This window comes from Pseudomonas salicis (assembly GCF_057128705.1).
Genome location: NZ_JBSKHU010000004.1, coordinates 256,605 through 281,211, shown reverse-complemented (window position 1 = coordinate 281,211; position 24,607 = coordinate 256,605). Strand labels below are relative to the sequence as shown.

Genomic DNA, 24,607 nt, shown 5'->3' with positions numbered 1-24,607 from the left:
TCACAGGATATTCGAATAATCCGCTTCGATCCGGTCCAGGCTCAAATGGTTAAGGAAGTTGGAGAAGCACATCCACGCCGACAGCGCGTTCATGTCGCGGAACTGGTCGGGCAGGTATTTCGGAGGCACCACCAACCCTTCATCCACCAGTTGCCGCAAGGTGCGCATGTCTTCCAGCGTGGTCTTGCCGCAGAACAGCAATGGCACCTGCTCCAGCTTGCCCTTTCTCACGGCCAACTGGATGTAGTTGTAAACCATGATGAAGCCCTTCAGGTAGGACAAGTCCTTGGTGAACGGCAGACCGTTCGGCACCGAGCCTCGGAACACGCGACTGGCGTTGCCGTAGCTTTCTGGCATGCCGAAGCCTTGCTCGCGGTAGAACTCGAACACTTGCAGGAAGTCCGCGCCCTCTTCTGCCATGTGAATGGCGCGGGTGCGGTTGGTGAGCTTGCGCAGACGGCTTGGGTAAGAGGCGAAGCCGATCACCTCCATCAGAATCGCCAGGCCTTCCTGTGTCACGGTTGACGAGGGCGGGCCTTTGGCGAGGAAGGTGCAGATCGGCTGGTTCTGGCCATTGAGCGTCGTGCCCACATGCACCAGCCCTTCATGGACCTCCAGCGCTCGCACGTCGCGCTCGTTGAACATCGCGTCGCTGCGGATCTTGATGTAATCCGCGCCCGCCGCCGCGTCGGCCACGATGCCGTCAGACTCGAACACCCGAATGGTTTCTTCCGCTTCGCCAAAGGTGCGGTTCAAGCGGCTTTGCAGCATCGCGACCGCGTCTTTCGCGTTGAGGGTTTTCGGCTCGTCCTTGAGGTCGCCACGTCCGGCGATGTTGTTCAAGTAATCAGAGAGCATCATGCCGAGGTCGGCCAGCGTCGGGTCTCCGGCGTGGAAAGCATCGGACGCAGCGCCGTATAGCTCTTGGGAAATCAGACCGAAATCCGGCGTGCCCCGCGCTTCGAGCATGCGCACGACCATCCGGTATTCCTTGCACATGCGGCGCATGATCTGCCCGACCGGGTTGAACTGCCCCAGTTGCCGGGTGATGTCACGCTCGATGTTCTGGAATTCGAGCTTCACAGCGCCGGAGTCGAACCCGAGCGGGCGGTTTTCGTAATAGGCCCGGTCCACCTCGGGCATTTGCTTGCCCTTGGCCGCGAGGAAATTCTTGCGAATGCTCTCGTCCCACTTCACCGCGTCGAGCACGCGAATCGGCGTCTGCGCCAACACAATGCGGTCGGACAGCGCGCGAATGGTCTGCTGGTATTCGTCCACCCAGTACCCCTTTGATTAACCCGTGGCGCTATTTGGCCATGCGCTGATATTGAGCCGCCTTGAGAAAGACGTCGGAATTGGCGGTGTCGTCCAGATAGGCGAACACCTTGTCCATGGAAGTGGAGATCAGCACGCCGTCGCCCTTTTCGGTTTCGGTGGGCTGGCCTTCGAAGGTCTTCTGATCGACCAGTTGCTGAATGCGCTCGACGTCCAGGTCGTAGATGACCAGTTCGTCGGCGGCGCTGCCGTTGTCGATCAGGTCGAAACCCGCGATCACGTAATGGGCGCCGTACTTCTCGGGCAGTGCCGCCGAGACGTACCAACGGCTGCCGTGCCGGGAAACGGTGAAGGTGTATTCGTCGCGGTTCTTGCGGTCGCCCTTGCGGTAGCTGACGGCCTTGTACTGATTGGCACCCGCGCGGCTGATTTCCAGCTCCAGCGGCTCGCCCCAGGCGTTTTTGCTGGTCCAGGTGCCGAGCAGCTTGGGCGGCGCGGTGTCGCTGGCGGGGATCGGGTCCTTGAAAGTCACCAGGCATCCGCTCAACAACGCGAACGACAAGGCGAGCAAGACGCTCCAGACTTTCATCGCTTCTCCTGAATTCAAGCGTTCTCAGCCAATCACTGGCTTGGCAGTACCCAACACCAGATGCATCTGGCGCGTAAGAATAGCGAGCATTTCCTCGTCTGCTTCGGGACGTGGCCCGGCGAGCAGCCCCTGATATTCCATCCGCCCGATAATCCCCGTCAACACTTGTGCATCCACTTGCGGTTGGGTCGAGCCCATGACCTCCAGAAACTGGGCGCTTCCCTGCAAGAGAATTTGCTGATGGGCCGCCACCAATGGCGCCAGGCGAGGGTTGATCAGGGCTTCCAGGCAGAACGCATGTTCAGCGATCAACTGGTCGCGCCGGGTCAGCAATTGATGGCGCACGTAGTCCAGGGTCATGCGGGCGATTTCATCGGCCAAACGGCCACGGGCTTCGGCGCTGCCGTCGTTGCGAGCGACCATCTCCCGCAGCAGGTCTTCGGTGTTGGTCCACAGCTTGGCCATGTAGGCGGCGCTGCGCTCGACGTATTGGGCGAAGGCATCGGTGAGCAGGTCGTCGATGTCCTTGAAGTAGTAGGTGGTGGCGGACAGCGGCACTTGCGCTTCGGCGGCCACGGCCCGATGGCGGACGGCACGCACGCCGTCGCGAATGAGGATGCGCATGGCAGCGTCGAGAATCTGCTGGCGGCGTTGCTCGCTGCCCTGTCGGCTGGCCTTGCGGCCCTGATACTGAACACTCTGCGCGACGGCGGTGGCCAGGCCGGCGGCTCCTTTTTGAGCGATCGTACGATTCACGACGGGGTTTCCTTTTTCAGTCTTGATAGTCAAGGCATATCACATGTTTTTCAGCGCCTGACGAGACGCTATCGCGAGCAAGCTCACTCCTACAACAGCCCGCGAACACCTGTAGGAGTGAGCTTGCTCGCGATAGCGTCATAACTGTTACCGCATGCTCCTACAGGTATTCATCAAGCAAAAAAAAGCCGCCCATGCTGAGGCGGCTTTTAGGATGACGCTTACGCCTGAGGCCGCATGTGCGGGAACAGGATGACGTCGCGGATCGACGGCGAGTTGGTCAGCAGCATGACCAGACGGTCGATACCGATGCCCTCGCCTGCCGTTGGCGGCATGCCGTATTCCAGCGCACGCACGAAGTCGGCGTCGTAATGCATGGCTTCGTCGTCGCCCGCGTCCTTGTCGGCGACTTGCGCCATGAAACGCTCGGCCTGGTCTTCCGCGTCGTTCAACTCGGAATAGGCGTTGGCAATTTCACGGCCACCGATGAACAACTCGAAACGGTCGGTGACGTTCGGGTTTTCGTCATTGCGGCGGGCCAGCGGCGACACTTCGAACGGGTACTGGGTGATGAAGTGCGGCTGATCCAGCTTGTGCTCGACCAGCTCTTCGAAAATCATCACCTGCAATTTGCCCAGACCTTCGAAGCCCAAGACCTTGGCGCCCGCTTTCTTGGCGATGGCGCGGGCCTTGTCGATGTCGTTCAGGTCGTCGGCGGTCAGATCCGGGTTGTACTTGAGGATCGAATCGAACACCGACAGACGCGCGAACGGCTCGCCAAAGTGGAACACCTTGTCGCCGTACGGCACGTCGGTGCTGCCCAGAACCAGTTGAGCCAGTTCACGGAACAGCTCTTCGGTCAGGTCCATGTTGTCTTCGTAGTCGGCGTACGCCTGGTAGAACTCCAACATGGTGAATTCAGGGTTGTGACGGGTCGAGACGCCTTCGTTGCGGAAGTTGCGGTTGATCTCGAACACCTTTTCAAACCCGCCAACCACCAGACGCTTGAGGTACAGCTCAGGCGCGATACGCAGGAACATTTCCAGGTCCAGCGCGTTGTGGTGGGTTTCGAACGGCTTGGCTGCGGCGCCGCCCGGAATGGTCTGCAGCATCGGCGTTTCAACTTCAAGGAAGTCGCGCTTCATCAGAAAGCTGCGGATGTGGGCGATGACTTGCGAGCGAACACGGAAGGTTTCGCGCACGTCTTCGTTGACGATCAGGTCAACGTAACGCTGGCGATAGCGCTGCTCGGTGTCGGTCAGGCCGTGGTGTTTGTCAGGCAGCGGACGCAGGGACTTGGTCAGCAGACGTACGCTGGTCATTTCGACGTACAGGTCGCCTTTGCCGGAACGGGCCAGGGTGCCCTCCGCCGCGATGATGTCGCCCATGTCCCAGGTTTTCACCGAGGCCAGGGTGTCTTCCGACAGGGTCTTGCGGTTGACGTAGACCTGAATGCGACCGGTCATGTCCTGGATCACCATGAACGAGCCACGGTTAAGCATGATGCGACCTGCAACCTTGACCGGAATCGCCGCTTCAGCCAGTTCTTCCTTGGTCTTGTCCACGTACTGTTTCTGCAGGTCGTTGCAGTAGTTTTCGCGGCGGAAGTCGTTCGGGAAGGCGTTACCCTTGGCGCGCTCGGCAGCAAGCTTTTCCTTGCGCAGTGCGATCAGGGTGTTTTCTTCCTGTTGCTGGGCTTGCGGGTCGAGTTGTTGGTCGCTCATGTCTTTAGATTTTCCATCACAGGTTCGTTGCTCTTGCCGTCGGCAAGGGATCGCGGGCCGGTCGCTGCTTCGCATGCGCCGTGCCCGCAACACGTGGGGTCGCGATTACAGCCCTTGCTTGAGGCTGGCTTCCAGGTAACCGTCGAGGTCACCGTCCAGCACCTTGTTGCAGTCGCTGCGCTCGACGCCGGTCCGCAGGTCCTTGATGCGCGAGTCATCGAGGACGTACGAGCGGATCTGGTGGCCCCAGCCGATGTCCGACTTGGTGTCTTCCAGCGCCTGGGACGCGGCGTTGCGCTTCTGCATTTCCAGCTCGTACAACTTGGCCCGCAGCATTTTCATGGCGGTGTCCTTGTTCGCGTGCTGGGAACGTTCGTTCTGGCAACTGACGACGGTGTTGGTCGGTACGTGGGTGATACGGACCGCCGAGTCGGTGGTGTTAACGTGCTGACCACCGGCACCGGACGAACGATAGGTGTCGATGCGCAGGTCCGACGGGTTGATGTCGATCTCGATGCGGTCGTCGATCTCGGGGGAAACGAACACCGCCGAGAATGAGGTGTGGCGACGTGCGCCGGAGTCGAACGGGCTCTTGCGGACCAGGCGGTGCACGCCGATTTCGGTACGCAGCCAGCCAAAGGCGTATTCGCCCTTGATGTGCACGGTGGCGCCCTTGATGCCGGCGACTTCGCCTTCGGACAGTTCCATGATGGTGGCGTCGAAGCCACGCTTGTCGGCCCAGCGCAGGTACATGCGCAGCAGGATGTTGGCCCAGTCCTGCGCTTCGGTGCCGCCGGAGCCGGCCTGGATGTCCAGGTAGGCGTTGTTCGGGTCCATCTCGCCGCTGAACATGCGACGGAATTCCAGCTTGGCGAGGGATGCTTCCAGGCCTTCCAGCAGCTCGACGACATCGGCGACAGCGCCTTCATCGTCTTCTTCGACGGCCATGTCCAGCAGCTCTTTAGCGTCGGCCAGGCCGGAACTCATTTCGTCGAGGGTTTCAACGATCTGGGCCAGCGCCGAACGCTCGCGGCCGAGGGCCTGGGCATACTCGGGCTTGTTCCAGACGTTGGGGTCTTCCAGCTCGCGGTTGACTTCGGTCAGACGATCATGTTTTTGATCGTAGTCAAAGATACCCCCGAATGGATTCGGAGCGTTCGGTCAGGTCCTTGATGGTGTTCAGGATCGGGTTGATTTCCATGGTCGTCAGGACTCGCAGGCGAATTTCACAAAGCCCGCGAGTATACCCGAGCTGACGCCGGGATGGCAGCCCGTTGGGCAGGGGTGGTTAGCGTCTACGGATGATCAAGCCAAATGCAAAACCTGTGGGAGCGAATTTATTCGCGAGAGGGCATTTCAGCCTCGACGGATAGAGGGACATTAACGCCCTTCGCGAATGAATTCGCTCCCACAGTTACGAGCCGACTACGACCTGATTGCGCCCATTGTGCTTCGCGGCATACAGGCCCTGATCCGCGCTCTGGATCAACTGGCGGCTGTGGCTGCCGACCGGAGGCACGAGGGTCGCCAGACCAATGCTCACGGTCAGGCTCGAGCCTTCCTTGGGCGCGATGTGCGGGATGTTCATGCTGGCGACGCTCTGGCGAAGTTTCTCGGCCAGCAAACGTGCGCCGCCCGGCGAGGTGTTCGGCAGGACCAGCGCGAACTCTTCGCCGCCGTAACGTGCAGGCAGGTCGGAAGGACGGCTGCAGCTGGAACGGATGGCCTTGGCCACCTGACGCAGCGCTTCGTCGCCTTCGAGGTGGCCGAAGTTGTCGTTATAGGCTTTGAAATAGTCGACATCGATCATCATCAGCGACAGCTGGGTCTGCTCGCGCGTCGCCCGGCGCCACTCCAGTTCGAGGTATTCGTCGAAGTGCCGACGGTTCGACAGCCCGGTCAGGCCATCGGAGTTCATCAGGCGTTGCAGCACCAGGTTGGTGTCCAGCAGCTGCTGCTGACTGACTCGCAAAGCACGGTAGGCTTCGTCGCGTTGCAGCAGAGTCATGTAGGAGCGGGAGTGGTAGCGGATGCGTGCCACCAGCTCGATGTTGTCCGGCAGTTTGACCAGATAATCGTTGGCCCCCGCCGCGAACGCCGCGCTCTTGATGAGCGGGTCTTCCTTGGTCGAGAGCACGATGATCGGGATGTCCCGGGTCATCGGGTTGTTGCGGTACTCGCGCACCAGCGTCAGACCGTCAAGCCCTGGCATCACCAGGTCCTGCAGAATCACCGTCGGCTTGATTTCGATCGCTTGAGCGATGGCCTGATGAGGGTCGGCGCAGAAGTGGAAATCGATGTTTTCCTCATTCGCCAGCCCACGCCGGACTGCCTCGCCGATCATTGCCTGATCGTCGACCAGCAACACCATGGCAGCGTTTTCATCCGTGGTGTTTACTTCGTCCAGCTGCAAGTCATGCATTCAGGGTCTCCTGGTCACAGGCGGGCTGTGAAATCACCTGGAAAATCATTGTATAAATGCCTCTTTCAAGCGAGGCGCGATCGTGTCTAGCGGGCGGATCTCCATGGCGGCGTCGATGGCGGCTGCCGCTTTGGGCATGCCATACACCGCGCAGCTTTGCTGGTCCTGGGCGATGGTGAGGAAGCCCCGCTGACGCATCAGCTTGAGTCCTTGGGCACCGTCTCGGCCCATACCTGTCAACAGAACGCCCACTGCGTCACCGTTCCAATAGCTGGCCACACTTTCGAAAAACACGTCGATAGAGGGCCTATATATCTCATTCACCGGCTCGGCGGTATAGGCCAGCGTGCCGTTCTTCAACAAGCGGATATGGTGATTGGTGCCCGCCAGCAACACGGCCCCGCACTCCGGCGGTTCCCCGTCGCGCGCCAGCCGCACCTCCAGCCCTGACGAGCTGCTCAACCATTGCGCCATGCCGGCCGCGAACACCTGGTCCACATGCTGAACCAGCACGATGGCTGCCGGGAACGCCTTCGGCAGTCCTTTGAGCAGCACTTCCAGCGCTGCCGGGCCCCCTGCGGACGAACCGATGGCGACCAGCCCCTTTCTTTGTGCCGCCACGCCCAACGGCGCTGGCGTCGGACGGACGCGGCTGTCACGTTGACCGACCAGCCACCCGATGTTGAGGATCTTGCGCAGCAAGGGTGCCGCTGCCTCTTTCGGGTCGCCCGCGCCGATGGCGGGCGTGTCGACCACGTCCAGGGCACCATGGCCCATTGCCTCGAACACACGGTGGACGTTCTGTTCCCGGTCAACAGTCACAATCACGATGGCACACGGCGTGGCGGCCATGATACGCCGGGTCGCCTCGACGCCGTCCATGACCGGCATGATGAGGTCCATCAAGATCAGATCCGGCGTCAGTTCGGCGCATCGCTGCACCGCGTCAGCGCCGTTGCTCGCCACCCACACCACCTGATGCGCAGGCTCGAACGCCAGCGCACGGCGCAGTGCTTCGACCGCCATGGGCATGTCGTTGACGATGGCGATTTTCATCCTTGCGCATCTCCTATCAGCTCGACCACCGCGTCGAGCAATGCATCATCATGGAAACTGGCCTTGGCCAGATAATAGTCGGCCCCGGCATCCAGCCCCCGACGACGATCCTCTTCGCGATCCTTGTACGACACCACCATCACGGGCAACGACTGCAAACGACTGTCGCGGCGCAACAGCGTCACCAGTTCGATACCGTCCATGCGCGGCATGTCGATGTCGGTAATCAGCAAATCGAAGTCTTCGGCACGCAGGGCGTTCCAGCCGTCCATCCCGTCCACGGCCACCGCGACTTCATAACCGCGGCTCAACAGCAATTTGCGCTCCAGCTCGCGCACGGTCAATGAGTCGTCCACCACCAGCACACGCTTGCGCACTTGAACGTCGACCTGACGATTGCGCCGATCAATACGCTCCAGTCGCCCGGTGTTAAGCAATTTTTCCACCGAGCGCAGCATGTCTTCGACGTCGATGATCAGCACGGCCGAGCCATCGTCCAGCAGCGCGCCAGCGGAAATGTCCTGGACCTTGCCCAGACGCGGGTCCAGCGGCAGCACCACCAGCGTGCGTTCGCCGATGAAACGCTCGACCGCCACGCCATACACGGCGTCACGTTCACGAATCACCACGACCTTGAGCGCGTCGGCGTTATTCTGGCTGGCAGGACGATTGAGCAATTGGCTGGCAGCAACGAGGCCGACGTGGCGCTCTTCGTGCCAGAAGTGCTGGCGGCCTTCCAGTTGCACGATTTCGTCCACTTGCACGTCGCGCATCCGCTCGATGTGCGCCAGCGGGAAGGCATAGGCTTCGCCGCCCACTTCCACCACCAGACTGCGCACGACGGACAGCGTGAGCGGCACTTCGATGTGGAAACGGCTGCCCTGCCCCGCCTGTTGATGCAGTTCGACCCCGCCGCGCAGTTGCCGGACCATGTGCTGCACCGCATCCAGCCCCACGCCGCGCCCGGAGACTTCGGTGACTTTGTCGCGCATGCTGAAACCCGGCAGGAACAGGAAGCTCAACAGTTCTTCCTCGCTCAGCTGCATCGCGGTTTCTTCGGGCGACAGTTTGCGGTCGATGATGCTGCGACGCAGACGCTCAAGGTCCACGCCACCGCCATCGTCGATCAGTTCGACGACCAGCAAACCGGCCTGGTGGGACGCCTTGAGTTGAATCAGTCCCTCCGCCGGTTTGCCAAGGGCCAAGCGCTGTTCGGGAAACTCGATGCCGTGGTCTACGGCGTTGCGCAACAGGTGCGTCAGCGGTGCTTCGAGCTTTTCCAGCACGTCGCGGTCGACCTGGGTTTTATCGCCGTCGATTTCCAGCCGCGCCTGTTTGCCCAGCGAACGGCCAAGGTCACGCACCATGCGCGCCTGCCCGGCCAGCACGTCGGCGAACGGACGCATGCGGCAGGCCAGCGCGGTGTCGTACAGCAGCTGCGCACGCTGACTGGCTTGCCAGCCGAATTCGTCGAGGTCGGAGGTCTGTTGGATCAGCAGGTGCTGCGCCTCGCTCAACAGACGCCGCGCTTCTTCCAGCGCCTTTTGCGCATCCGGATCGACGTTGGCGTCGAGCAAGGCTTCGAGATTGTCCAACGCGCGACTGGCGCCGCTTTGCGAGCGTTTGACCCGTTGCATCGCGGTCAGATAAGGCTTCAGGCGTTGGGTCTCGACCAGCGATTTGCTCGACAGGTCCAGCAGGTTATTCAGGCGCTCGGCCGTCACCCGCAAGACACGCTCGCCGCCCTCGTTGACCCGACGCTCGACGCGGCGGCCGATTTTCGGCTGGGCCTCTTCTTCGGCTTCGGGCACAGGGGCCGGTTGTGCGGGTGTAACGGATTCGGTGACAGCGGGTAATTCAGGTTCAGTGGGTTCAGTCAGCGGCGCATGGGCCGACTGCACCGATTCCACCAGCGACTGCGCGTTGGCCAGCAGCAGATCGTCCATTGATGGCGCAAGGTTCGGCGCAGCGGTGGCAGGACGCGCACCCGGTTTGATCAGGTCGTTCATCAATGCGACGTAGCCGTCCACGTCGCCTTGGGCCACGCTGTTCGGTCCCGGCGTGGCGATGCGCATGAGCATGTCCGTGCCCATCAACAGCGCGTCGATATGCTCGGGCTTGAGGTGCAGCCGCCCCTCCTGGGCTTCGACGAGGCAGTCTTCCATCACGTGAGAAACGCTGACCCCGGCGTTGACGCCGACGATCCGCGCCGCGCCCTTGAGCGAGTGCGCGGCGCGCATGCAGGCTTCCAGTTGATCGGCTTGGGTCGGGTTACGCTCCAGCGCCAGCAGGCCCGCGCTCAGGACTTGGGTCTGGGCTTCGGCCTCCAGCGTGAACAGTTCGAACAACGAGGCGTCGCGCATTTGATCGGGCGTCATGTCAGGCTCCGGTTCACGGCGGACAGCAACTGTTGTTCGTCCAGCAACCGCAAGCTGCGGTCTTTCCACTGCACCACGCCTCGGGTGAAGCGTGCGTTGGCGTTTTGCGCAGGGGCCGATGCGCTGTCCAGCAAACGCGCCTCGATGGCATGAATCCCGTCGACTTCATCGACCGGCACCACCACGGGCCCGCCCTCGGCGGCCACGATCAGCATGCGCGGCATGATGCGCGAGGCATTGGCGGGGGCCGACCCGCTGTCCAATCCCAGCAGCTCGACGAACGACAGGCACGCCACCAGCGCGCCACGCACGTTCGCCACGCCGAGCAAGGCCCGGGAGCGTTGGTGCGGGAGCGAGTGAATCGTCTGCACCGGCGACACTTCGACCAGACAGCGGGTCGGCAAGCCGAGCCATTCTTCGCCCAGGCGGAAGACCACAATGGAGCGGGTTTTTATGTCGCTGGCCAGCTCTTCGCTGTGAATCGACACGCGCTCCTCTTGCGCCAGCGCGTAGCGGTCCAGCAAACGGGTCGCCGCCGCCGAATACACCGAGCAGTTGCGGCAATGGATGTGTTCCACAAGAAGCGGGCACGAGCGATCGCCGTGGATGCCGATCCGGTTCCAGCAGTCGTCGATGGCCTGGGCATCGTTGTTGACCAGTTCACTGTGTACGCCGGTCATCGATTACGTCCTTCTTTATTCACACCACGGGCCGCGCGTTCCTGCAGACGGCGAGCACCGGCGCTGTCGCCCTGGGCCGCGAGAATGGCCGCCAATTGGGCGAGCGCTTCGGGATGCTGCGGCTCCAGGTACAACGCCTTGCGATAAAAACCCTGGGCGCCGATCACGTCGCCGCCCACTTCGCTCAGCAGACCGAGCCAATAGAACACCGCGGCCACCGGTTCATACCGTTTGAGGTACTGCTCGCACGCGAGTTTGGCGTCGGCGCTTTTGCCTTCGTTGGCGAGCTTCTTGATGCTGTCGAGCAAGGCTGCGGCCTCCCCCGTCGCAGGCGATGCGGGAGCGGCGCTGCGCGTTGCAGACTGAGAAGTCGGGAGAAATCGCACTCCGCCGGGACTTCGTGCAGGCGGTACAGGTGCAGGCTTTTTGCTGGCTGGCAGCGGCTCGACCGGCAATGGCGCCGGGGCGGGTGACGCCGCGATCACCGTCAGCGACTCGGCGTCCGCCTCGCCTTGATGCCGGAACGCGAACGACTGCGCAATGCCGATGGAAGTCATGCCCATCCGCCCCAACAGACTGCCCTCGGCAGGGCCGATGAACAGCACGCCGTCGTTGTGGGTCATGCGCTTGAGCACTTCGAACCCACGGCGCTGGGTATCGACGTCGAAATAGATCAGCAGGTTGCGGCAGAACACAAAGTCATAGGCCGACTGCGCCACCAACAGGGTCGGGTCCAGCATGTTCCCGGCCTGAAAGCTGACGCGCTCGCGCACCCGGTCTTCGACGCGATAGCCGTCTTCGACCGGGGTGAAATAACGCTCGCGAAAGCTTAACTGGTCGCCGCGAAACGAGTTCTTGCCGTAGACGCCACGGCGCGCTCGCTGCAAGGACAGCGGGCTGATGTCCACGGCTTCGATCTTGAACTGTTGCGCCTGCAGCCCGGCATCGAACAACGCCATGGCAATCGAATACGGCTCTTCGCCGGTGGAGCATGGCAGGCTGAGAATGCGCAGCGGGCGTGCACCGTTGAGATGCGCCAGACGCGCCGTCGCCAGTTTGCCAAGAGTGGCGAAGGATTCGGGATAACGAAAAAACCAGGTCTCGGGCACGATGACCGCTTCGATCAATGCCTGCTGCTCTTCCGCCGAACGTTGCAACAGCTGCCAGTAGTCAGCGTGGTCGATGGCTTTGACGACCATGCGCCGCTGACGCAACGCGCGTTCGATGATCGCTTCGCCCACCGACGCCACGTCGAGGCCGATGCGGTCCTTGAGAAAGGCGAAGAAACGCGCGTCTTCGGTCATGGAGTGGCCTCAAAGGGTTCGAGGCTCAAGGGTTGCGCCGGGAACAGCAGCGCACGGACCGAGTCGTCCAGCAGGTCCTGCACGCGAATCCATTGCAGCAAGCCCAACGCGTCTTCCCGCACCGGGCCGAGGTACGGAGCCTGGCGGTTGTCCAGACCGTATTCCTTGAACTCGTCAGCGGCGCAACGCAGGGTGTCGGTGGCTTGTTCGAGAATCAGCCCCAGCCATTGCGGGTCACGCTCGGCATCAGGCCGGTAATGCACCAACACCAGCCGCGTGCTGGTGCGCGAGGGCGCCGGTTCGCCGAAGGTCAACGCGCTCATGTCGATGACCGGCACCACCACGCCTCGGTGTGCGAACACACCGGCCACCCAATGCGGCGTCTGCGCGATGGGTTTGAGCATCAGCCGAGGCAGCACTTCGGCGACCTCGGTCGCCTCCAGCGCATAGCGCTCCGGCCCGATGCGAAACAGCAGGAACAGCTTGTTCTTCGGCACCACCCCGGCGCTGCGTTTGGCTGAATGCTCGATCATGGTCGGGTCTCAGACCTTGAAACGCGAAACGCCGCTGCGCAGCCCTACCGCCACCTGGCTTAACTCGTCGATGGCAAAGCTGGCCTGGCGCAGGGATTCCACGGTCTGGCTGCTGGCATCGCCCAGTTGCACCAGCGCCTGATTGATCTGCTCGGCGCCGGTCGCCTGGGCCTGCATGCCCTCGTTGACCATCAACACCCGCGGCGCCAGCGCCTGAACCTGGTGGATGATCTGCGAAAGCTGCTCGCCAACCTGAGTCACTTCGAACATGCCGCGACGCACTTCTTCGGAGAACTTGTCCATGCCCATCACGCCCGCCGACACCGCCGACTGAATCTCGCGGACCATCTGTTCGATGTCGTAGGTGGCCACGGCGGTCTGGTCTGCAAGACGTCGGACTTCAGTGGCAACCACCGCAAAACCACGGCCATATTCGCCCGCTTTTTCGGCCTCGATGGCAGCGTTCAGCGACAGCAGGTTGGTCTGGTCGGCGACCTTGACGATGGTCACGACCACTTGGTTGATGTTGCCGGCCTTCTCATTGAGGATCGCCAGCTTGGAGTTCACCAGATCCGCCGCGCCCATCACCGAATGCATGGTTTCTTCCATGCGCGCCAGGCCTTGCTGGCCGGAACCGGCGAGAATGGACGCTTGATCCGCCGCAGACGTGACTTCGGTCATGGTGCGCACCAGATCCCGAGACGTCGCGGCGATTTCACGGGACGTCGCGCCGATTTCGGTGGTGGTGGCGGCGGTCTCGGTGGCGGTGGCCTGTTGCTGTTTGGAAGTGGCCGCGATTTCGGTCACGGAGGTCGTGACTTGCACGGAGGAACGTTGCGCCTGAGACACCAGTGCAGCCAGCTCGGTGACCATGTCGTTGAACCCGGTCTGCACCGAGCCGAACTCGTCATTGCGGTCGAGGGTCAGGCGGCTGCTCAGGTCACCCGTGCGCATGGTTTCGAGAATCCGCACGATACGGTTCATCGGCGCCAAAATCGTGCGCATCAAAAGCAGGCCGCACGCGGCGGCGGCCAGGACTGCAACGATCAGTGAAATGCCCATGCTGATCTTCGCGGTCAGCACGGCAGAAGAAATGTTCGCAGTCGCCTGATCGGCCACGGCCTTGTTGGCCACGATCAGGTCATTGAGTTGCTTGCGGCCTTGCAGCCAGACCGGGTTGACTTGGCCGTAGAACACCGTTCGTGCAGTGGCGTAATCGCCCGCTTGATAGGTTTTGATCACTTCGCTCAACAGTCGGCCATACACCTCACGCTGCTTTTCGAAGGCGTTGAAATTGGCACGATCGGTGTCGTCGTAGATGGTCTTCTTGTAGCTGTCCATCTGGTTTTGCAGACGGGTGTCGAAGTCGATGTACTGATCCTGTTCGGAACGGGTCAGCTCGCGCGCTTTACCCTCGCCGATCAACTCCAGGGTGCGGATGTAGCTCTCGCCCCAGGCACTGCGCACCAGGGTGCTGAAGTAGACGCCCGGCAACGCGTCGTCGCTGACCGCTTCTTCGCTGTGCTGGATCGACAGCAGTCGGGTGTACGACACGACCACCATCAACAGCATGATGGCGATGATTACAGCGAAGCTCGCCAAGATACGTTGGCGCAACGTCCAATTCTTCACAGTCAGCCCTCAAGAGTTCAACACCGACAACGCCGGGTTCAAGAAGCGGACCGACAGACGGCCCAACGCGAGCCGAGTATAGCCCAGTGCCTTACGAATTAACCCGGCTGTTTCCGACATAGATAAAGCGATAACGCACAGATATATCGGAAATATCTGACAGGTTATCGGCGGGAGGGGGGAATGCTTGATAAGGAGGCACGACCCTTGTGAATGATGTTGAGCACCGGTTTTATCTTGCGCACATCCGCGTGTATGAGTTTTAACTCTGTGCTCGCCCTTTCCTGTAGGAGCGAATTTATTCGCGAATGGCGTTACGGCTGATACATCTCTATCGCCTGAGCACTCTTTCGCGAATAAATTCGCTCCCACAGGGGGCGACGTGCCGGGCTGTTGTGGAAGGCACTCTCCTACAGAAGATCACTGGCGCCGCAAACGGAGTGCCTGACGCAATTCAACTGTGGGAGCGAATTTATTCGCGAAGCGGTTTTCCGGGCGATGCATCTCTATCGTCTGCACCACCGCCTCGCGAATGAATTCGCTCCTACAGGGACGGCGGTGTCGTTCAGGGGGGATTGTGAGGGCTATGGCTGCGCCTGTCGCACTTGGCTCTCCAGCTCGGTCTTGAGCCCCGGCGCCAGTTTCAGTTGTTTCGCCAGCTCATCGAGATAAGCGCGTTCCATGAAGTGCTCTTCGTCGACCATCATCACGCTCGCCAGGTACATCTCGGCGGCGATTTCAGGCGTGTGGGCGGAGCGGGCGACGTCGGCGGGGTCGAGGGGTTTATTGAGTTCGGCGTGCAGCCAATGCTGCAATTCCTGGTCGCCGGTCAGGCGGGTGAATTCGCCTTCGATCAATTGGCGCTCGTGGTCATCGACGTGTCCATCGGCCTTGGCCGCAGCGACCAGCGCGCGCAAGACGGCTTCGCTGTGCTGCTCAACCTGGGCGGGGGGCACACGGTCCACCGTCTGCGGCTGACTCGGTCCCGCGCCCGGCTGGTTCGCCTGCCAGTTGCCATACGCCTTGTAGGCCAGCACACCCAATGCGGCCAGGCCGCCGTAGGTCAGCGCCTTGCCGCCCATCTTGCGGGCGCTTTTATTGCCCAGCAGCAGGCCCATCGCCCCTGCTGCCAACGCCCCGCCTCCAGCCCCCGACAGAAATCCGCCCAGGTTGCCGCCGCCGACTTTGCCCAGTAAATCGTTAAGCCCGCCTTGAGCGCCTTTACCCTGAGAGCCGGGGTTGGCGGCGCTGCCAGCCTTGTTCTGCAACAGGTCCTGACCGGATTTCAACAGTTGATCGAGCAAGCCACGGGTGTTCATAACAGACCTCCTGATTCGGGATAGACGATTCGACTCGCAGGGTATGTCGAAGTCGCCGAAAGCCGTTTTCAGGTGTGCTTCTGGATGTTGCAGGGTTCGAACGCTACTCTGAAGCACATCGAGAAAAACGATACACACGCCTGACATTCCAAAAAACACAAGGGGCCGGTTCCGCATGATGACGCTCCGTCAGATCCGCCATTTCATCGCTGTGGCCGAAACCGGCTCGATTTCCGCCGCGGCTCAGGCGGTGTTCATTTCCCAATCGACCCTGACCCTCGCCATCCAGCAACTGGAGGAAGACATCGGCGTCAGCCTGTTCAGTCGGCACGCCAAGGGCATGACGCTGACCCACCAAGGGCATCAATTCTTGCGCCAGGCGCACTTGATCCTCGCGACGGTGGAAAACGCCAAGCGCAGCTTGCAACAAGGCGCGGATCAGGTGGCCGGGCAACTGGTGGTCGGCGTGACGAGCCTGGTGGCGGGCTATTACCTCGCCGACCTGCTGACCCGCTTTCAGCGCGCTTACCCCAACGTCGACATTCGGGTGATGGAGGATGAACGGCCTTACATCGAGCATCTGCTGGTCAGCGGCGAGATCGACGTGGGGGTGTTGATTCTCTCCAACCTCGAAGACCGCCACGCGCTGCAAACCGAAGTGCTGACCCACTCGCCCCACCGCCTGTGGCTGCCCGCCCAGCACCCGTTGCTGGACCACGACAACATTCATCTGGCCGATGTGGCGTGCGAGCCGCTGATTCAGCTGAACGTCGATGAAATGGGGGTGAACGCCCAGCGCATCTGGTCCCGCGCCGGTTTGCAGCCGAAGGTGACGTTGCGCACCGCCTCGACCGAAGCGGTGCGAAGTCTGGTGGCGGCGGGGCTGGGCGTGTCGATACAGCCGGACATGACCTATCGACCGTGGTCGCTGGAAGGCGACATCATCGAAGCCCGGCCAATCGCTGACCTGACCCAGACGCTGGACATCGGCCTGGCGTGGCGTCGGGGTACGGCGCGGCCTTCACTGGTCGATCCATTCCTGAGCGTGGCGCGGGAACAGCCGCATCCAGGACGCAGGCCATCGATTTAATCGAACGCTGCTTTCAGAATTTAGAATTTGTCGCCCGCTGGATGTGGCACTAGGCTCAGAAGCTTGGGCAGAAGCTGTTTCTGGATACGACATTCAACGACCTCGGTGTCGCCATGATGATGCTATCGCGAGCAAGCTCACTCCTACAGGGAGAACGGGTACTTCTGTAGGAGTGAGCTTGCTCGCGATAGCCCTATCAGCGACGCCATCCAGTCGTCCTGTATATAAGAATCGACAAGGAAGCTTCGAACGATGGCTGGCGACGTGACCTCACATTTTGCAACCGCGCTGCTGATCGACGGCGAGCAGGTCACGGGGCAGGGTTTTGTCGAGCCGATCCTCAACCCTGCCACCGGTGAAGTGCTGACCCGCATTGCCGAGGCCAGCACCGATCAGGTCGAGACGGCGATTCTGGCCGCCCACCGCGCTTTCAATGAATGGTCGCGCACCACGCCGCAACAACGCTCGAACATCCTCTTGAGCATCGCCGATGCCATCGAAAAGAACGCCGACCACCTCGCCCGCCTGGAAGCCTTGAACTGCGGCAAGCCGTTGCACCTGGCGCGACAGGATGACCTGACCGCGACTGTCGACGTGTTCCGTTTCTTCGCCGGGGCCGTGCGTTGCCAGACCGGGCAGCTCTCCGGCGAATACACGCCGGGCTACACCAGCATGGTGCGGCGCGATCCGATTGGCGTCGTCGCCTCCATTGCGCCGTGGAATTACCCGATCATGATGGCCGCGTGGAAGATCGCCCCCGCCCTCGCCGCCGGCAACACCCTCGTCTTCAAACCCTCCGAACACACACCGCTCTCGGTCCTCGCGCTGGCGCCGGTGTTCGCCGAGCTGCTGCCCAAGGGCGTGATCAACATTGTCTGCGGGGGCGGCGAAGGGGTCGGCAGCCATTTGGTCAGCCATCCAAAAGTGCGCATGGTCTCGCTGACAGGGGATATCGTCACCGGTCAGAAAATTCTTCAGGCCGCGTCGAAAACCCTGAAACGCACTCATCTCGAACTGGGCGGTAAGGCACCGGTGATCGTCTGCAACGACGCCGACATTGCCGCCGTGGTCGAGGGCGTGCGCACGTATGGGTATTACAACGCCGGTCAGGATTGCACCGCCGCCTGCCGGATCTATGCGCAGGCAGGCATCCACGATCGACTCGTCGCCGAACTCGGTGCGGCCGTCAGCAGCCTGCGTTTTGCGGGCAAGCGCGATGCCGACAATGAACTCGGCCCCCTGATCAGCACCCGCCAGCGCGACCGTGTCGCCAGTTTCGTCGAGCGCGCGTTGAGTCAGCCGCACATCGAACGCATCACCGGCGCGGCCGTGCATTCCGGGCCCGGTTTCTTCTACCAGCCGACCCTGCTCGCGGGCTGCAAACAGAGTGACGAAATCGTCCAGCGCGAAGTGTTCGGCCCGGTGGTGACCGTGACCCGCTTCGACGAACTCTCCCAGGCCGTAGACTGGGCCAACGATTCCGAATACGGCCTGGCCTCGTCGATCTGGACCCAGAATCTGGACAAGGCGATGCAGGTCGCGGCCCGTCTGCAATACGGCTGCACCTGGATCAACAGCCATTTCATGCTGGTCAGCGAAATGCCTCACGGCGGCTTGAAACGCTCGGGGTACGGGAAAGACTTGTCCAGCGACTCGCTTCAGGACTACAGCGTGGTTCGCCACATCATGGCTAAAAGCAGCTACGAGCTTTGAGCTTCGAGCTGCAAGAAAAAGCGTCAGAGCTGCGTAGGTTTTGAGTTCAAAGCAATAAAAAAAGAAAGGGGAGCAAGTGGATTTTTCGGCTAGAAGTCAAAAGTGGGCGCGATGACCACTTGCAGCTTGTAGCTTGCGGCTCGTAGCTGGCTCCCCACCACTGATTTCCTGCCAACCATAAGTTAAAGAGGGAACCCCCATGTCAGTGCAAAAGACCATGTTATTGGGAGCCATAGCCGGCGCAATGTTGACGAGCGGCGCCGTGCAGGCGGCGGAAGCGCTCAAGGCTGTCGGCGACGGCGAGGGCCAGTTGGATATCGTGGCGTGGCCGGGTTACATCGAGCGGGGCGAGAGCGATAAGGCCTATGACTGGGTCACCGGTTTCGAGCAGGAAACCGGGTGTAAGGTCAGCGTCAAAACCGCTGCGACGTCCGACGAGATGGTCAGCCTGATGACCAAGGGCGGCTATGACCTGGTGACCGCGTCGGGCGACGCTTCGTTGCGTCTGGTGGCGGGCAAGCGGGTGCAGCCGATCAACACTGACCTGATCCCCAACTGGAAAACCCTCGACCCGCGCCTGAAAGACGGCCCGTGGTACACCGTCAACAAGCAGACTTACGGCACGCCTTATCAATGGGGGCCGAACGTGCTGATGTACAACACCAACGTGTTCAAGACCCCGCCGGTGAGCTGGAGCGTGGTGTTCGAGCCGCAGGACCTGCCTGATGGCAAGCCGAACAAAGGCCGCGTTCAGGCCTATGACGGGCCGATCTACATCGCCGACGCCGCGCTGTATTTGAAGACCGCCAAGCCGGACCTGAAGATCGAAGACCCGTACCAACTGACCGAAACCCAATACAAGGCCGTGCTCGATCTGTTGCGCGCCCAACACCCGTTGGTGCACCGCTACTGGCACGACGCGACCGTGCAGATGAGCGACGTGAAAAACGAAGGCGTTGCGGCGTCGAGTTCGTGGGGTTACATGGTCAATGGGTTGGTGGCTGACAAACAGCCGGTCGCCTCGACCATCCCGCAGGAAGGCGCCACCGGTTGGGCCGATACCACCATGTTGCACGCCGAGGCCAAGCACCCGAACTGCGCGTACAAGTGGATGAACTGGTCGCTGCAACCGAAGGTTCAGGGCGACGTCGCGGCCTGGTTCGGTTCGCTGCCGGTCGTGCCTGCGGCGTGCAAGGGCAATGAGCTGTTGGGTGCCGAGGGTTGCGCCACCAACGGCTTCGACCTGTTCGACAAGATCGCCTTCTGGAAAACCCCGCAGGCCGAGGGAGGCAAGTACGTGCCGTACAGCCGCTGGACGCAGGACTACATCGCGATCATGGGTGGGCGGTAGTTCCCCAGTCTGCCGGTGCTGATCGTTCCCACGCAGGACTCAGGAACGATCATCACAATTTGCTGGGTGAGCGCGGGCCCCCTGTGGGAGCGAATTCATTCGCGAAAGGCCTGTTCAGTCGATGCATCTCTATCGCCTGACCAATTCTTCGCGAATGAATTCGCTCCCACAGGAGACCCCGTGCACCCGCCTCTCCCGCCACACGCATTTACGCTACACCCGGCGAACCCGCTGCGACGGCGTTCGCTTCCACTTGAGGTTTCACCCATGACCCTTGCAGTCCAGTTCACCCACGTTTCCCGTCAGTTCGGCGAAGTGAAGGCCGTTGACCGGGTTTCCATCGACATCAAGGACGGCGAGTTCTTCTCCATGCTCGGCCCTTCGGGTTCGGGCAAGACCACCTGCCTGCGCCTGATCGCAGGTTTCGAACAGCCCAGCGCAGGTTCAATCCGCATTCATGGCGAAGAGGCGGCTGGCCTGCCGCCGTACCAGCGCGACGTCAACACGGTGTTTCAGGACTACGCCCTGTTCCCGCACATGAACGTGCGCGACAACGTCGCCTACGGCCTGAAGGTGAAGGGCGTCGGCAAGGGCGAGCGTGTGGCACGCGCCGAAGAAGCCCTGAACATGGTCGCCCTCGGCGGCTACGGCGACCGCAAGCCGGTGCAACTGTCGGGCGGTCAGCGCCAGCGGGTCGCACTGGCCCGTGCGCTGGTCAACCGTCCTCGCGTGTTGCTGCTCGACGAACCCCTCGGGGCCCTGGATCTGAAGCTGCGCGAACAGATGCAAAGCGAGCTGAAAAAGCTGCAACGGCAACTGGGCATCACCTTCATCTTCGTCACGCACGACCAGACCGAAGCGCTGTCGATGTCCGACCGCGTGGCGGTGTTCAACAAGGGCCGCATCGAGCAGGTCGATACCCCGCGCAATCTGTACATGAAACCTGCGACCACGTTCGTCGCTGAGTTCGTCGGCACGTCCAACGTGCTGCGCGGCGAATTGGCGCAACAGTTGAGCGGCCACCCCAACGCCTTTTCCATTCGCCCCGAGCACATTCGTTTTGCCGAAGGCCCGGTTGCCAGTCACGAGATCGAAGTCAGCGGCCTGCTGCACGACATTCAGTATCAAGGCAGCGCCACGCGTTATGAGCTGAAACTCGACAACGGCCAGACCCTCAGCGTCAGCCAGGCCAACACCCAATGGCTGGACACCAGCGCGCAGCACCAGCCGGGTCAGCGCATGACCGCTCGCTGGGCCCGCGAGGCGATGATCCCGCTGCATGACGCTGTCATCGAGCACACGGCCGAGGCCCATTGAGATGAGCCAGACACTCGCCCATTCAGCACCAATGCCAGAGCAATCGCCCCTGCGGCGCTTTTCCAATCTGCTGTATCGACGGCCGAATCTGTACCTGACGCTGCTGCTGATCCCGCCGCTGTTGTGGTTCGGCGCGATCTACCTCGGCTCTTTGCTCGGGCTGCTGTGGCAGGGCTTCTACACCTTCGACGACTTCAGCATGTCGGTCACGCCGGACTTGACCTTGGCCAACTTCGCGGCGCTGTTCAACCCGGCCAATTTCGACGTGATCCAGCGCACGCTGACCATGGCCATTGCCGTGTCTATCGCCAGCGCCATCGTCGCGTTCCCCATCGCCTACTACATGGCGCGTTACACCACCGGCAAGACCAAGGCGTTTTTCTACATCGCCGTGATGATGCCGATGTGGGCCAGTTACATCGTCAAGGCCTACGCGTGGACGCTGCTGCTGGCGAAAGGCGGTGTGGCACAGTGGTTCGTTCAGCATCTGGGCCTGGAGCCAGTGTTGCAGGTGATTCTGGGGATTCCCGGTGTCGGCGGGAGCACCTTGTCCACCTCGCATTTGGGACGGTTTCTGGTGTTCGTCTACATCTGGCTGCCGTTCATGATTTTGCCGATCCAGGCCTCTCTCGAACGCCTGCCGCCCTCGCTGTTGCAAGCCTCGGCGGACCTGGGCGCCAAGCCTCGGCAGACCTTCCTGCAGGTGATCCTGCCGCTGTCGGTGCCCGGCATTGCGGCGGGTTCGATCTTCACGTTTTCGCTGACGCTGGGCGACTTCATCGTGCCGCAGCTGATCGGCCCGCCCGGCTATTTTATCGGCAGCATGGTCTACGCCCAGCAAGGCGCCATCGGCAACATGCCCATGGCCGCCGCGTTCACACTGGTGCCCATCGTGCTGATCGCCATTTACCTGTCCATCGTCAAACGACTGGGGGCTTTCGATGCGCTCTAAGCCTGTGATCAAACAAGGCGATCAAGCCTCATGGGGCATGAGGATTGCCGCATGGGGCGGGTTGGTGTTTCTCCACTTCCCGATCCTGATCATCTTCGTCTACGCCTTCAACACTCAAGACGCCGCGTTCAGTTTTCCGCCACAGGGCTTCACCCTGAAGTGGTTCAGCGTGGCCTTCTCGCGGCCTGATGTGATGGAGTCGATCAAGCTGTCGTTGCAGATCGCCTGCGTCGCGACATTGATCGCACTGGTGCTGGGCACCCTGGCGTCGGCGGCGCTGTATCGCAGGGATTTCTTCGGCAAGGACGGCATTTCGCTGATGCTGATCCTGCCCATCGCCCTGCCCGGCATCATCACCGGCCTGGCGTTGCTGTCGGCGTTCAAATCGCTGGGGATTGAGCCAGGGATGTTCACCATCATCGTTGGCCACGCGACCTTCTGCGTGGTGATCGTCTACAACAACGTCATTGCCCGCCTGCGTCGCACGTCCCACAGTTTGATCGAAGCGTCGATGGATTTGGGGGCCGACGGCTGGCAGACCTTTCGCTACATCATCCTGCCGAACCTCGGTTCCGCATTGCTGGCGGGCGGGATGCTGGCGTTTGCGTTGTCGTTCGACGAAATCATCGTAACCACGTTTACCGCGGGTCACGAACGCACCTTGCCGATCTGGCTGCTCAACCAACTCAGCCGCCCCCGCGACGTGCCGGTGACCAACGTCGTTGCGATGCTGGTGATGATGGTCACGATGCTGCCGATTCTCGGCGCGTATTACCTGACCCGTGGCGGTGAAAGCGTGGCGGGGAGCGGCGGGAAGTGATGACACCTTTTTGAATTCAACACCCACCCCTGTAGGAGTGAGCTTGCTCGCGATAGCGGTGTATCAGCTAGCCAATGAGTGACTGTTCATACGCAATCGCGAGCAAGCTCACTCCTACAGGACCACGTTTCAACGCGCTGGCGCGCCACAGCAAAGCGCCCGACAGATTCAACAAGAGGACAAACCCCATGCAAACCAAACTGCTGATCAATGGCCATCTGGTCGCCGGTGAAGGTCCCGCGCAGCCCGTGTTCAACCCCGCGCTGGGCCGGGTATTGGTGGAAATCAACGAAGCCACCGAGGGCCAGGTCGACACCGCCGTACGCGCCGCCGATGCCGCGTTTGAGAGCTGGTCGCAAACCGCGCCGAAAGACCGTTCCTTGCTGCTGCTGAAACTGGCGGACGCCATCGACGCTAACGCCGAAGAACTCGCCAAGCTCGAATCAGACAACTGCGGCAAGCCTTATCAAGCGGCGTTGAACGACGAGCTGCCAGCGATTGCCGACGTGTTCCGCTTCTTCGCTGGCGCCAGCCGCTGCATGAGCGGTTCGGCGGCGGGCGAATACCTGCCGGGGCACACCTCGATGATCCGTCGCGACCCAGTGGGCGTCGTGGCGTCCATCGCGCCGTGGAACTACCCGCTGATGATGGTCGCCTGGAAAATCGCCCCGGCGCTGGCGGCGGGCAATACCGTGGTGCTCAAACCTTCCGAGCAAACCCCTTTGACCGCGCTGCGTCTGGTCGAGCTGGCCAATGACATCTTCCCGGCAGGCGTGCTGAATCTGGTATTCGGTCGCGGCCAGACCGTCGGCAATCCGCTGGTCACACACCCGAAAGTCCGCATGGTGTCGCTGACGGGCTCGGTCGCCACCGGCTCGCACATCATTTCCAGCACCGCCGAGAGCGTCAAACGCACCCACATGGAACTGGGCGGCAAGGCCCCGGTGATCATCTTCGACGACGCCGACATCGACGCCGCCGTCGAAGGCATTCGCACTTTCGGCTTCTATAACGCAGGTCAGGATTGCACCGCCGCCTGCCGCATCTACGCGCAAAAAGGCATCTATGAGCAATTCGTGCAGAAGCTCGGGGAAGCCGTCAGCACGATCAAAGTCGGTCAGCAGGATGACCCGGACACCGAACTCGGCCCGCTGATCACGGCCCAACATCGCGACCGCGTCACCGGCTTCGTCGAGCGTGCGGTCGCCCAATCCCACACGCGGCTGATCACCGGCGGCAAGGCCATCGAAGGCAACGGTTTCTTCTTCCAGCCAACGGTGATCGCCGACGCTCAACAAGACGACGAAATCGTCCGCCGCGAGGTGTTCGGCCCGGTGGTGTCGGTGACGTCATTCGATGATGAAGCCCAAGTCCTGGGCTGGGCCAACGATTCCGATTATGGCCTGGCGTCGTCGGTCTGGACCCAGGACGTCGGTCGCGCCCACCGCCTGTCCGCCCGTCTGCAATACGGGTGCACCTGGGTGAACACCCATTTCATGCTCATCAGCGAAATGCCCCACGGCGGCCAGAAATTGTCCGGCTACGGGAAAGACCTGTCGATGTACGGGCTTGAGGACTACACCACCGTGCGCCATGTGATGTTCAAACACTGATGCTTTATCTGTAGCGGTCCGGCTCGCCGGCGGCAGCGATCCCACTGACGCCACCGCTGGCAAGCCGTGCGGCTACAGCCACG

General features: G+C 61.6%; 20 protein-coding genes. 7 read left to right on the top strand and 13 right to left on the bottom strand.

The window, feature by feature from the left end; all coding sequences use genetic code 11:
• The 13 genes from ACWKWE_RS16060 to ACWKWE_RS16000 all read right to left on the bottom strand — a co-directional run bounded on the left by ACWKWE_RS16060 (nt 1) and on the right by ACWKWE_RS16000 (nt 15,668).
• Entirely contained in the window at nt 1–1,278 is a 1,278-nt protein-coding gene (locus ACWKWE_RS16060; protein ID WP_166593575.1) for a flavohemoglobin expression-modulating QEGLA motif protein, read from the bottom strand.
• 28 nt (nt 1,279–1,306) lie between these two features.
• A complete protein-coding gene (locus ACWKWE_RS16055) occupies nt 1,307–1,864 on the bottom strand; it encodes a hypothetical protein (protein ID WP_483851086.1) in 558 nt (185 codons plus the stop codon).
• 24 nt (nt 1,865–1,888) lie between these two features.
• Nucleotides 1,889–2,620: a TetR family transcriptional regulator gene (locus ACWKWE_RS16050; RefSeq protein ID WP_166593577.1), complete on the bottom strand. Its 732-nt coding sequence runs from the start codon at nt 2,618–2,620 to the stop codon at nt 1,889–1,891.
• A 221-nt stretch (nt 2,621–2,841) separates the two neighbouring features.
• Complete coding sequence (lysS, locus tag ACWKWE_RS16045) at nt 2,842–4,344, bottom strand: lysine--tRNA ligase (protein ID WP_483851085.1); 1,503 nt, start codon at nt 4,342–4,344, stop codon at nt 2,842–2,844.
• Nucleotides 4,345–4,449: 105 nt separating this feature from the next.
• A protein-coding gene (gene prfB, locus ACWKWE_RS16040) for a peptide chain release factor 2 (protein ID WP_483851084.1) occupies nt 4,450–5,545 on the bottom strand; the annotation gives its coding sequence in 2 pieces (ribosomal slippage) (nt 4,450–5,472 and nt 5,474–5,545; 1,095 coding nt in all).
• Between the two features lie 213 nt (nt 5,546–5,758).
• The gene (locus tag ACWKWE_RS16035) at nt 5,759–6,766 is read right to left on the bottom strand and encodes a response regulator (RefSeq protein WP_166593580.1); all 1,008 of its coding nucleotides are present in this window, start codon (nt 6,764–6,766) and stop codon (nt 5,759–5,761) included.
• Between the two features lie 45 nt (nt 6,767–6,811).
• Entirely contained in the window at nt 6,812–7,822 is a 1,011-nt protein-coding gene (cheB, locus tag ACWKWE_RS16030; protein WP_166593581.1) for a chemotaxis response regulator protein-glutamate methylesterase, read from the bottom strand.
• Entirely contained in the window at nt 7,819–10,200 is a 2,382-nt protein-coding gene (locus tag ACWKWE_RS16025; RefSeq protein ID WP_483851083.1) for a response regulator, read from the bottom strand. The genes cheB and ACWKWE_RS16025 overlap by 4 nt, the downstream gene beginning before the upstream one ends.
• A complete protein-coding gene (locus ACWKWE_RS16020; RefSeq protein WP_483851082.1) occupies nt 10,197–10,880 on the bottom strand; it encodes a chemotaxis protein CheW in 684 nt (227 codons plus the stop codon). Before ACWKWE_RS16020 ends, ACWKWE_RS16025 begins: the two co-directional genes overlap by 4 nt.
• Nucleotides 10,877–12,184, bottom strand: coding sequence for a CheR family methyltransferase (locus tag ACWKWE_RS16015; protein ID WP_483851081.1), 1,308 nt, complete (start codon nt 12,182–12,184; stop codon nt 10,877–10,879). Before ACWKWE_RS16015 ends, ACWKWE_RS16020 begins: the two co-directional genes overlap by 4 nt.
• Nucleotides 12,181–12,717 (bottom strand): chemotaxis protein CheW, encoded by a 537-nt coding sequence (locus ACWKWE_RS16010; RefSeq protein WP_166593585.1) that lies wholly within the window; start codon nt 12,715–12,717, stop codon nt 12,181–12,183. Before ACWKWE_RS16010 ends, ACWKWE_RS16015 begins: the two co-directional genes overlap by 4 nt.
• 9 nt (nt 12,718–12,726) lie before the next feature.
• Nucleotides 12,727–14,349 (bottom strand): methyl-accepting chemotaxis protein, encoded by a 1,623-nt coding sequence (locus ACWKWE_RS16005; RefSeq protein ID WP_166593586.1) that lies wholly within the window; start codon nt 14,347–14,349, stop codon nt 12,727–12,729.
• Between the two features lie 584 nt (nt 14,350–14,933).
• Nucleotides 14,934–15,668, bottom strand: coding sequence for a tellurite resistance TerB family protein (locus ACWKWE_RS16000; RefSeq protein ID WP_166593587.1), 735 nt, complete (start codon nt 15,666–15,668; stop codon nt 14,934–14,936).
• 175 nt (nt 15,669–15,843) lie between these two features.
• On the opposite strand from ACWKWE_RS16000, the gene ACWKWE_RS15995 reads away from it, so the two are divergent.
• The 7 genes from ACWKWE_RS15995 to ACWKWE_RS15965 all read left to right on the top strand — a co-directional run bounded on the left by ACWKWE_RS15995 (nt 15,844) and on the right by ACWKWE_RS15965 (nt 24,524).
• Entirely contained in the window at nt 15,844–16,758 is a 915-nt protein-coding gene (locus ACWKWE_RS15995) for a LysR family transcriptional regulator (protein WP_166593588.1), read from the top strand.
• 252 nt (nt 16,759–17,010) lie between these two features.
• A complete protein-coding gene (locus tag ACWKWE_RS15990; RefSeq protein ID WP_483851080.1) occupies nt 17,011–18,471 on the top strand; it encodes a gamma-aminobutyraldehyde dehydrogenase in 1,461 nt (486 codons plus the stop codon).
• Between the two features lie 199 nt (nt 18,472–18,670).
• Complete coding sequence (ydcS, locus tag ACWKWE_RS15985) at nt 18,671–19,822, top strand: putative ABC transporter substrate-binding protein YdcS (protein ID WP_483851079.1); 1,152 nt, start codon at nt 18,671–18,673, stop codon at nt 19,820–19,822.
• 267 nt (nt 19,823–20,089) lie between these two features.
• Complete coding sequence (locus ACWKWE_RS15980; protein ID WP_483851078.1) at nt 20,090–21,139, top strand: ABC transporter ATP-binding protein; 1,050 nt, start codon at nt 20,090–20,092, stop codon at nt 21,137–21,139.
• Nucleotides 21,140–21,170: 31 nt separating this feature from the next.
• Complete coding sequence (locus ACWKWE_RS15975) at nt 21,171–22,091, top strand: ABC transporter permease (RefSeq protein WP_483851336.1); 921 nt, start codon at nt 21,171–21,173, stop codon at nt 22,089–22,091.
• A gap of 37 nt (nt 22,092–22,128) precedes the next feature.
• Nucleotides 22,129–22,911 (top strand): ABC transporter permease, encoded by a 783-nt coding sequence (locus ACWKWE_RS15970; protein ID WP_483851335.1) that lies wholly within the window; start codon nt 22,129–22,131, stop codon nt 22,909–22,911.
• Nucleotides 22,912–23,099: 188 nt separating this feature from the next.
• The gene (locus ACWKWE_RS15965; RefSeq protein ID WP_483851077.1) at nt 23,100–24,524 is read left to right on the top strand and encodes a gamma-aminobutyraldehyde dehydrogenase; all 1,425 of its coding nucleotides are present in this window, start codon (nt 23,100–23,102) and stop codon (nt 24,522–24,524) included.
• The last annotated feature ends 83 nt before the right edge of the window (nt 24,525–24,607 follow it).

Bases quoted from the DNA above. Each gene is read 5' to 3' on its own strand.
- ACWKWE_RS16015 (WP_483851081.1), bottom strand. From the start codon at position 12,184: ATGACCGAAGACGCGCGTTTCTTCGCCTTTCTCAAGGACCGCATCGGC.
- ACWKWE_RS16055 (WP_483851086.1), bottom strand. From the start codon at position 1,864: ATGAAAGTCTGGAGCGTCTTGCTCGCCTTGTCGTTCGCGTTGTTGAGC.
- ACWKWE_RS16000 (WP_166593587.1), bottom strand. From the start codon at position 15,668: ATGAACACCCGTGGCTTGCTCGATCAACTGTTGAAATCCGGTCAGGAC.
- ACWKWE_RS15995 (WP_166593588.1), top strand. From the start codon at position 15,844: ATGATGACGCTCCGTCAGATCCGCCATTTCATCGCTGTGGCCGAAACC.
- ACWKWE_RS15975 (WP_483851336.1), top strand. From the start codon at position 21,171: ATGCCAGAGCAATCGCCCCTGCGGCGCTTTTCCAATCTGCTGTATCGA.
- ACWKWE_RS16025 (WP_483851083.1), bottom strand. From the start codon at position 10,200: ATGACGCCCGATCAAATGCGCGACGCCTCGTTGTTCGAACTGTTCACG.
- cheB (WP_166593581.1), bottom strand. From the start codon at position 7,822: ATGAAAATCGCCATCGTCAACGACATGCCCATGGCGGTCGAAGCACTG.
- ACWKWE_RS15970 (WP_483851335.1), top strand. From the start codon at position 22,129: ATGAGGATTGCCGCATGGGGCGGGTTGGTGTTTCTCCACTTCCCGATC.
- ACWKWE_RS15980 (WP_483851078.1), top strand. From the start codon at position 20,090: ATGACCCTTGCAGTCCAGTTCACCCACGTTTCCCGTCAGTTCGGCGAA.
- ydcS (WP_483851079.1), top strand. From the start codon at position 18,671: ATGTCAGTGCAAAAGACCATGTTATTGGGAGCCATAGCCGGCGCAATG.
- ACWKWE_RS16020 (WP_483851082.1), bottom strand. From the start codon at position 10,880: ATGACCGGCGTACACAGTGAACTGGTCAACAACGATGCCCAGGCCATC.
- ACWKWE_RS16010 (WP_166593585.1), bottom strand. From the start codon at position 12,717: ATGATCGAGCATTCAGCCAAACGCAGCGCCGGGGTGGTGCCGAAGAAC.
- ACWKWE_RS15990 (WP_483851080.1), top strand. From the start codon at position 17,011: ATGGCTGGCGACGTGACCTCACATTTTGCAACCGCGCTGCTGATCGAC.
- ACWKWE_RS16035 (WP_166593580.1), bottom strand. From the start codon at position 6,766: ATGCATGACTTGCAGCTGGACGAAGTAAACACCACGGATGAAAACGCT.
- lysS (WP_483851085.1), bottom strand. From the start codon at position 4,344: ATGAGCGACCAACAACTCGACCCGCAAGCCCAGCAACAGGAAGAAAAC.
- ACWKWE_RS15965 (WP_483851077.1), top strand. From the start codon at position 23,100: ATGCAAACCAAACTGCTGATCAATGGCCATCTGGTCGCCGGTGAAGGT.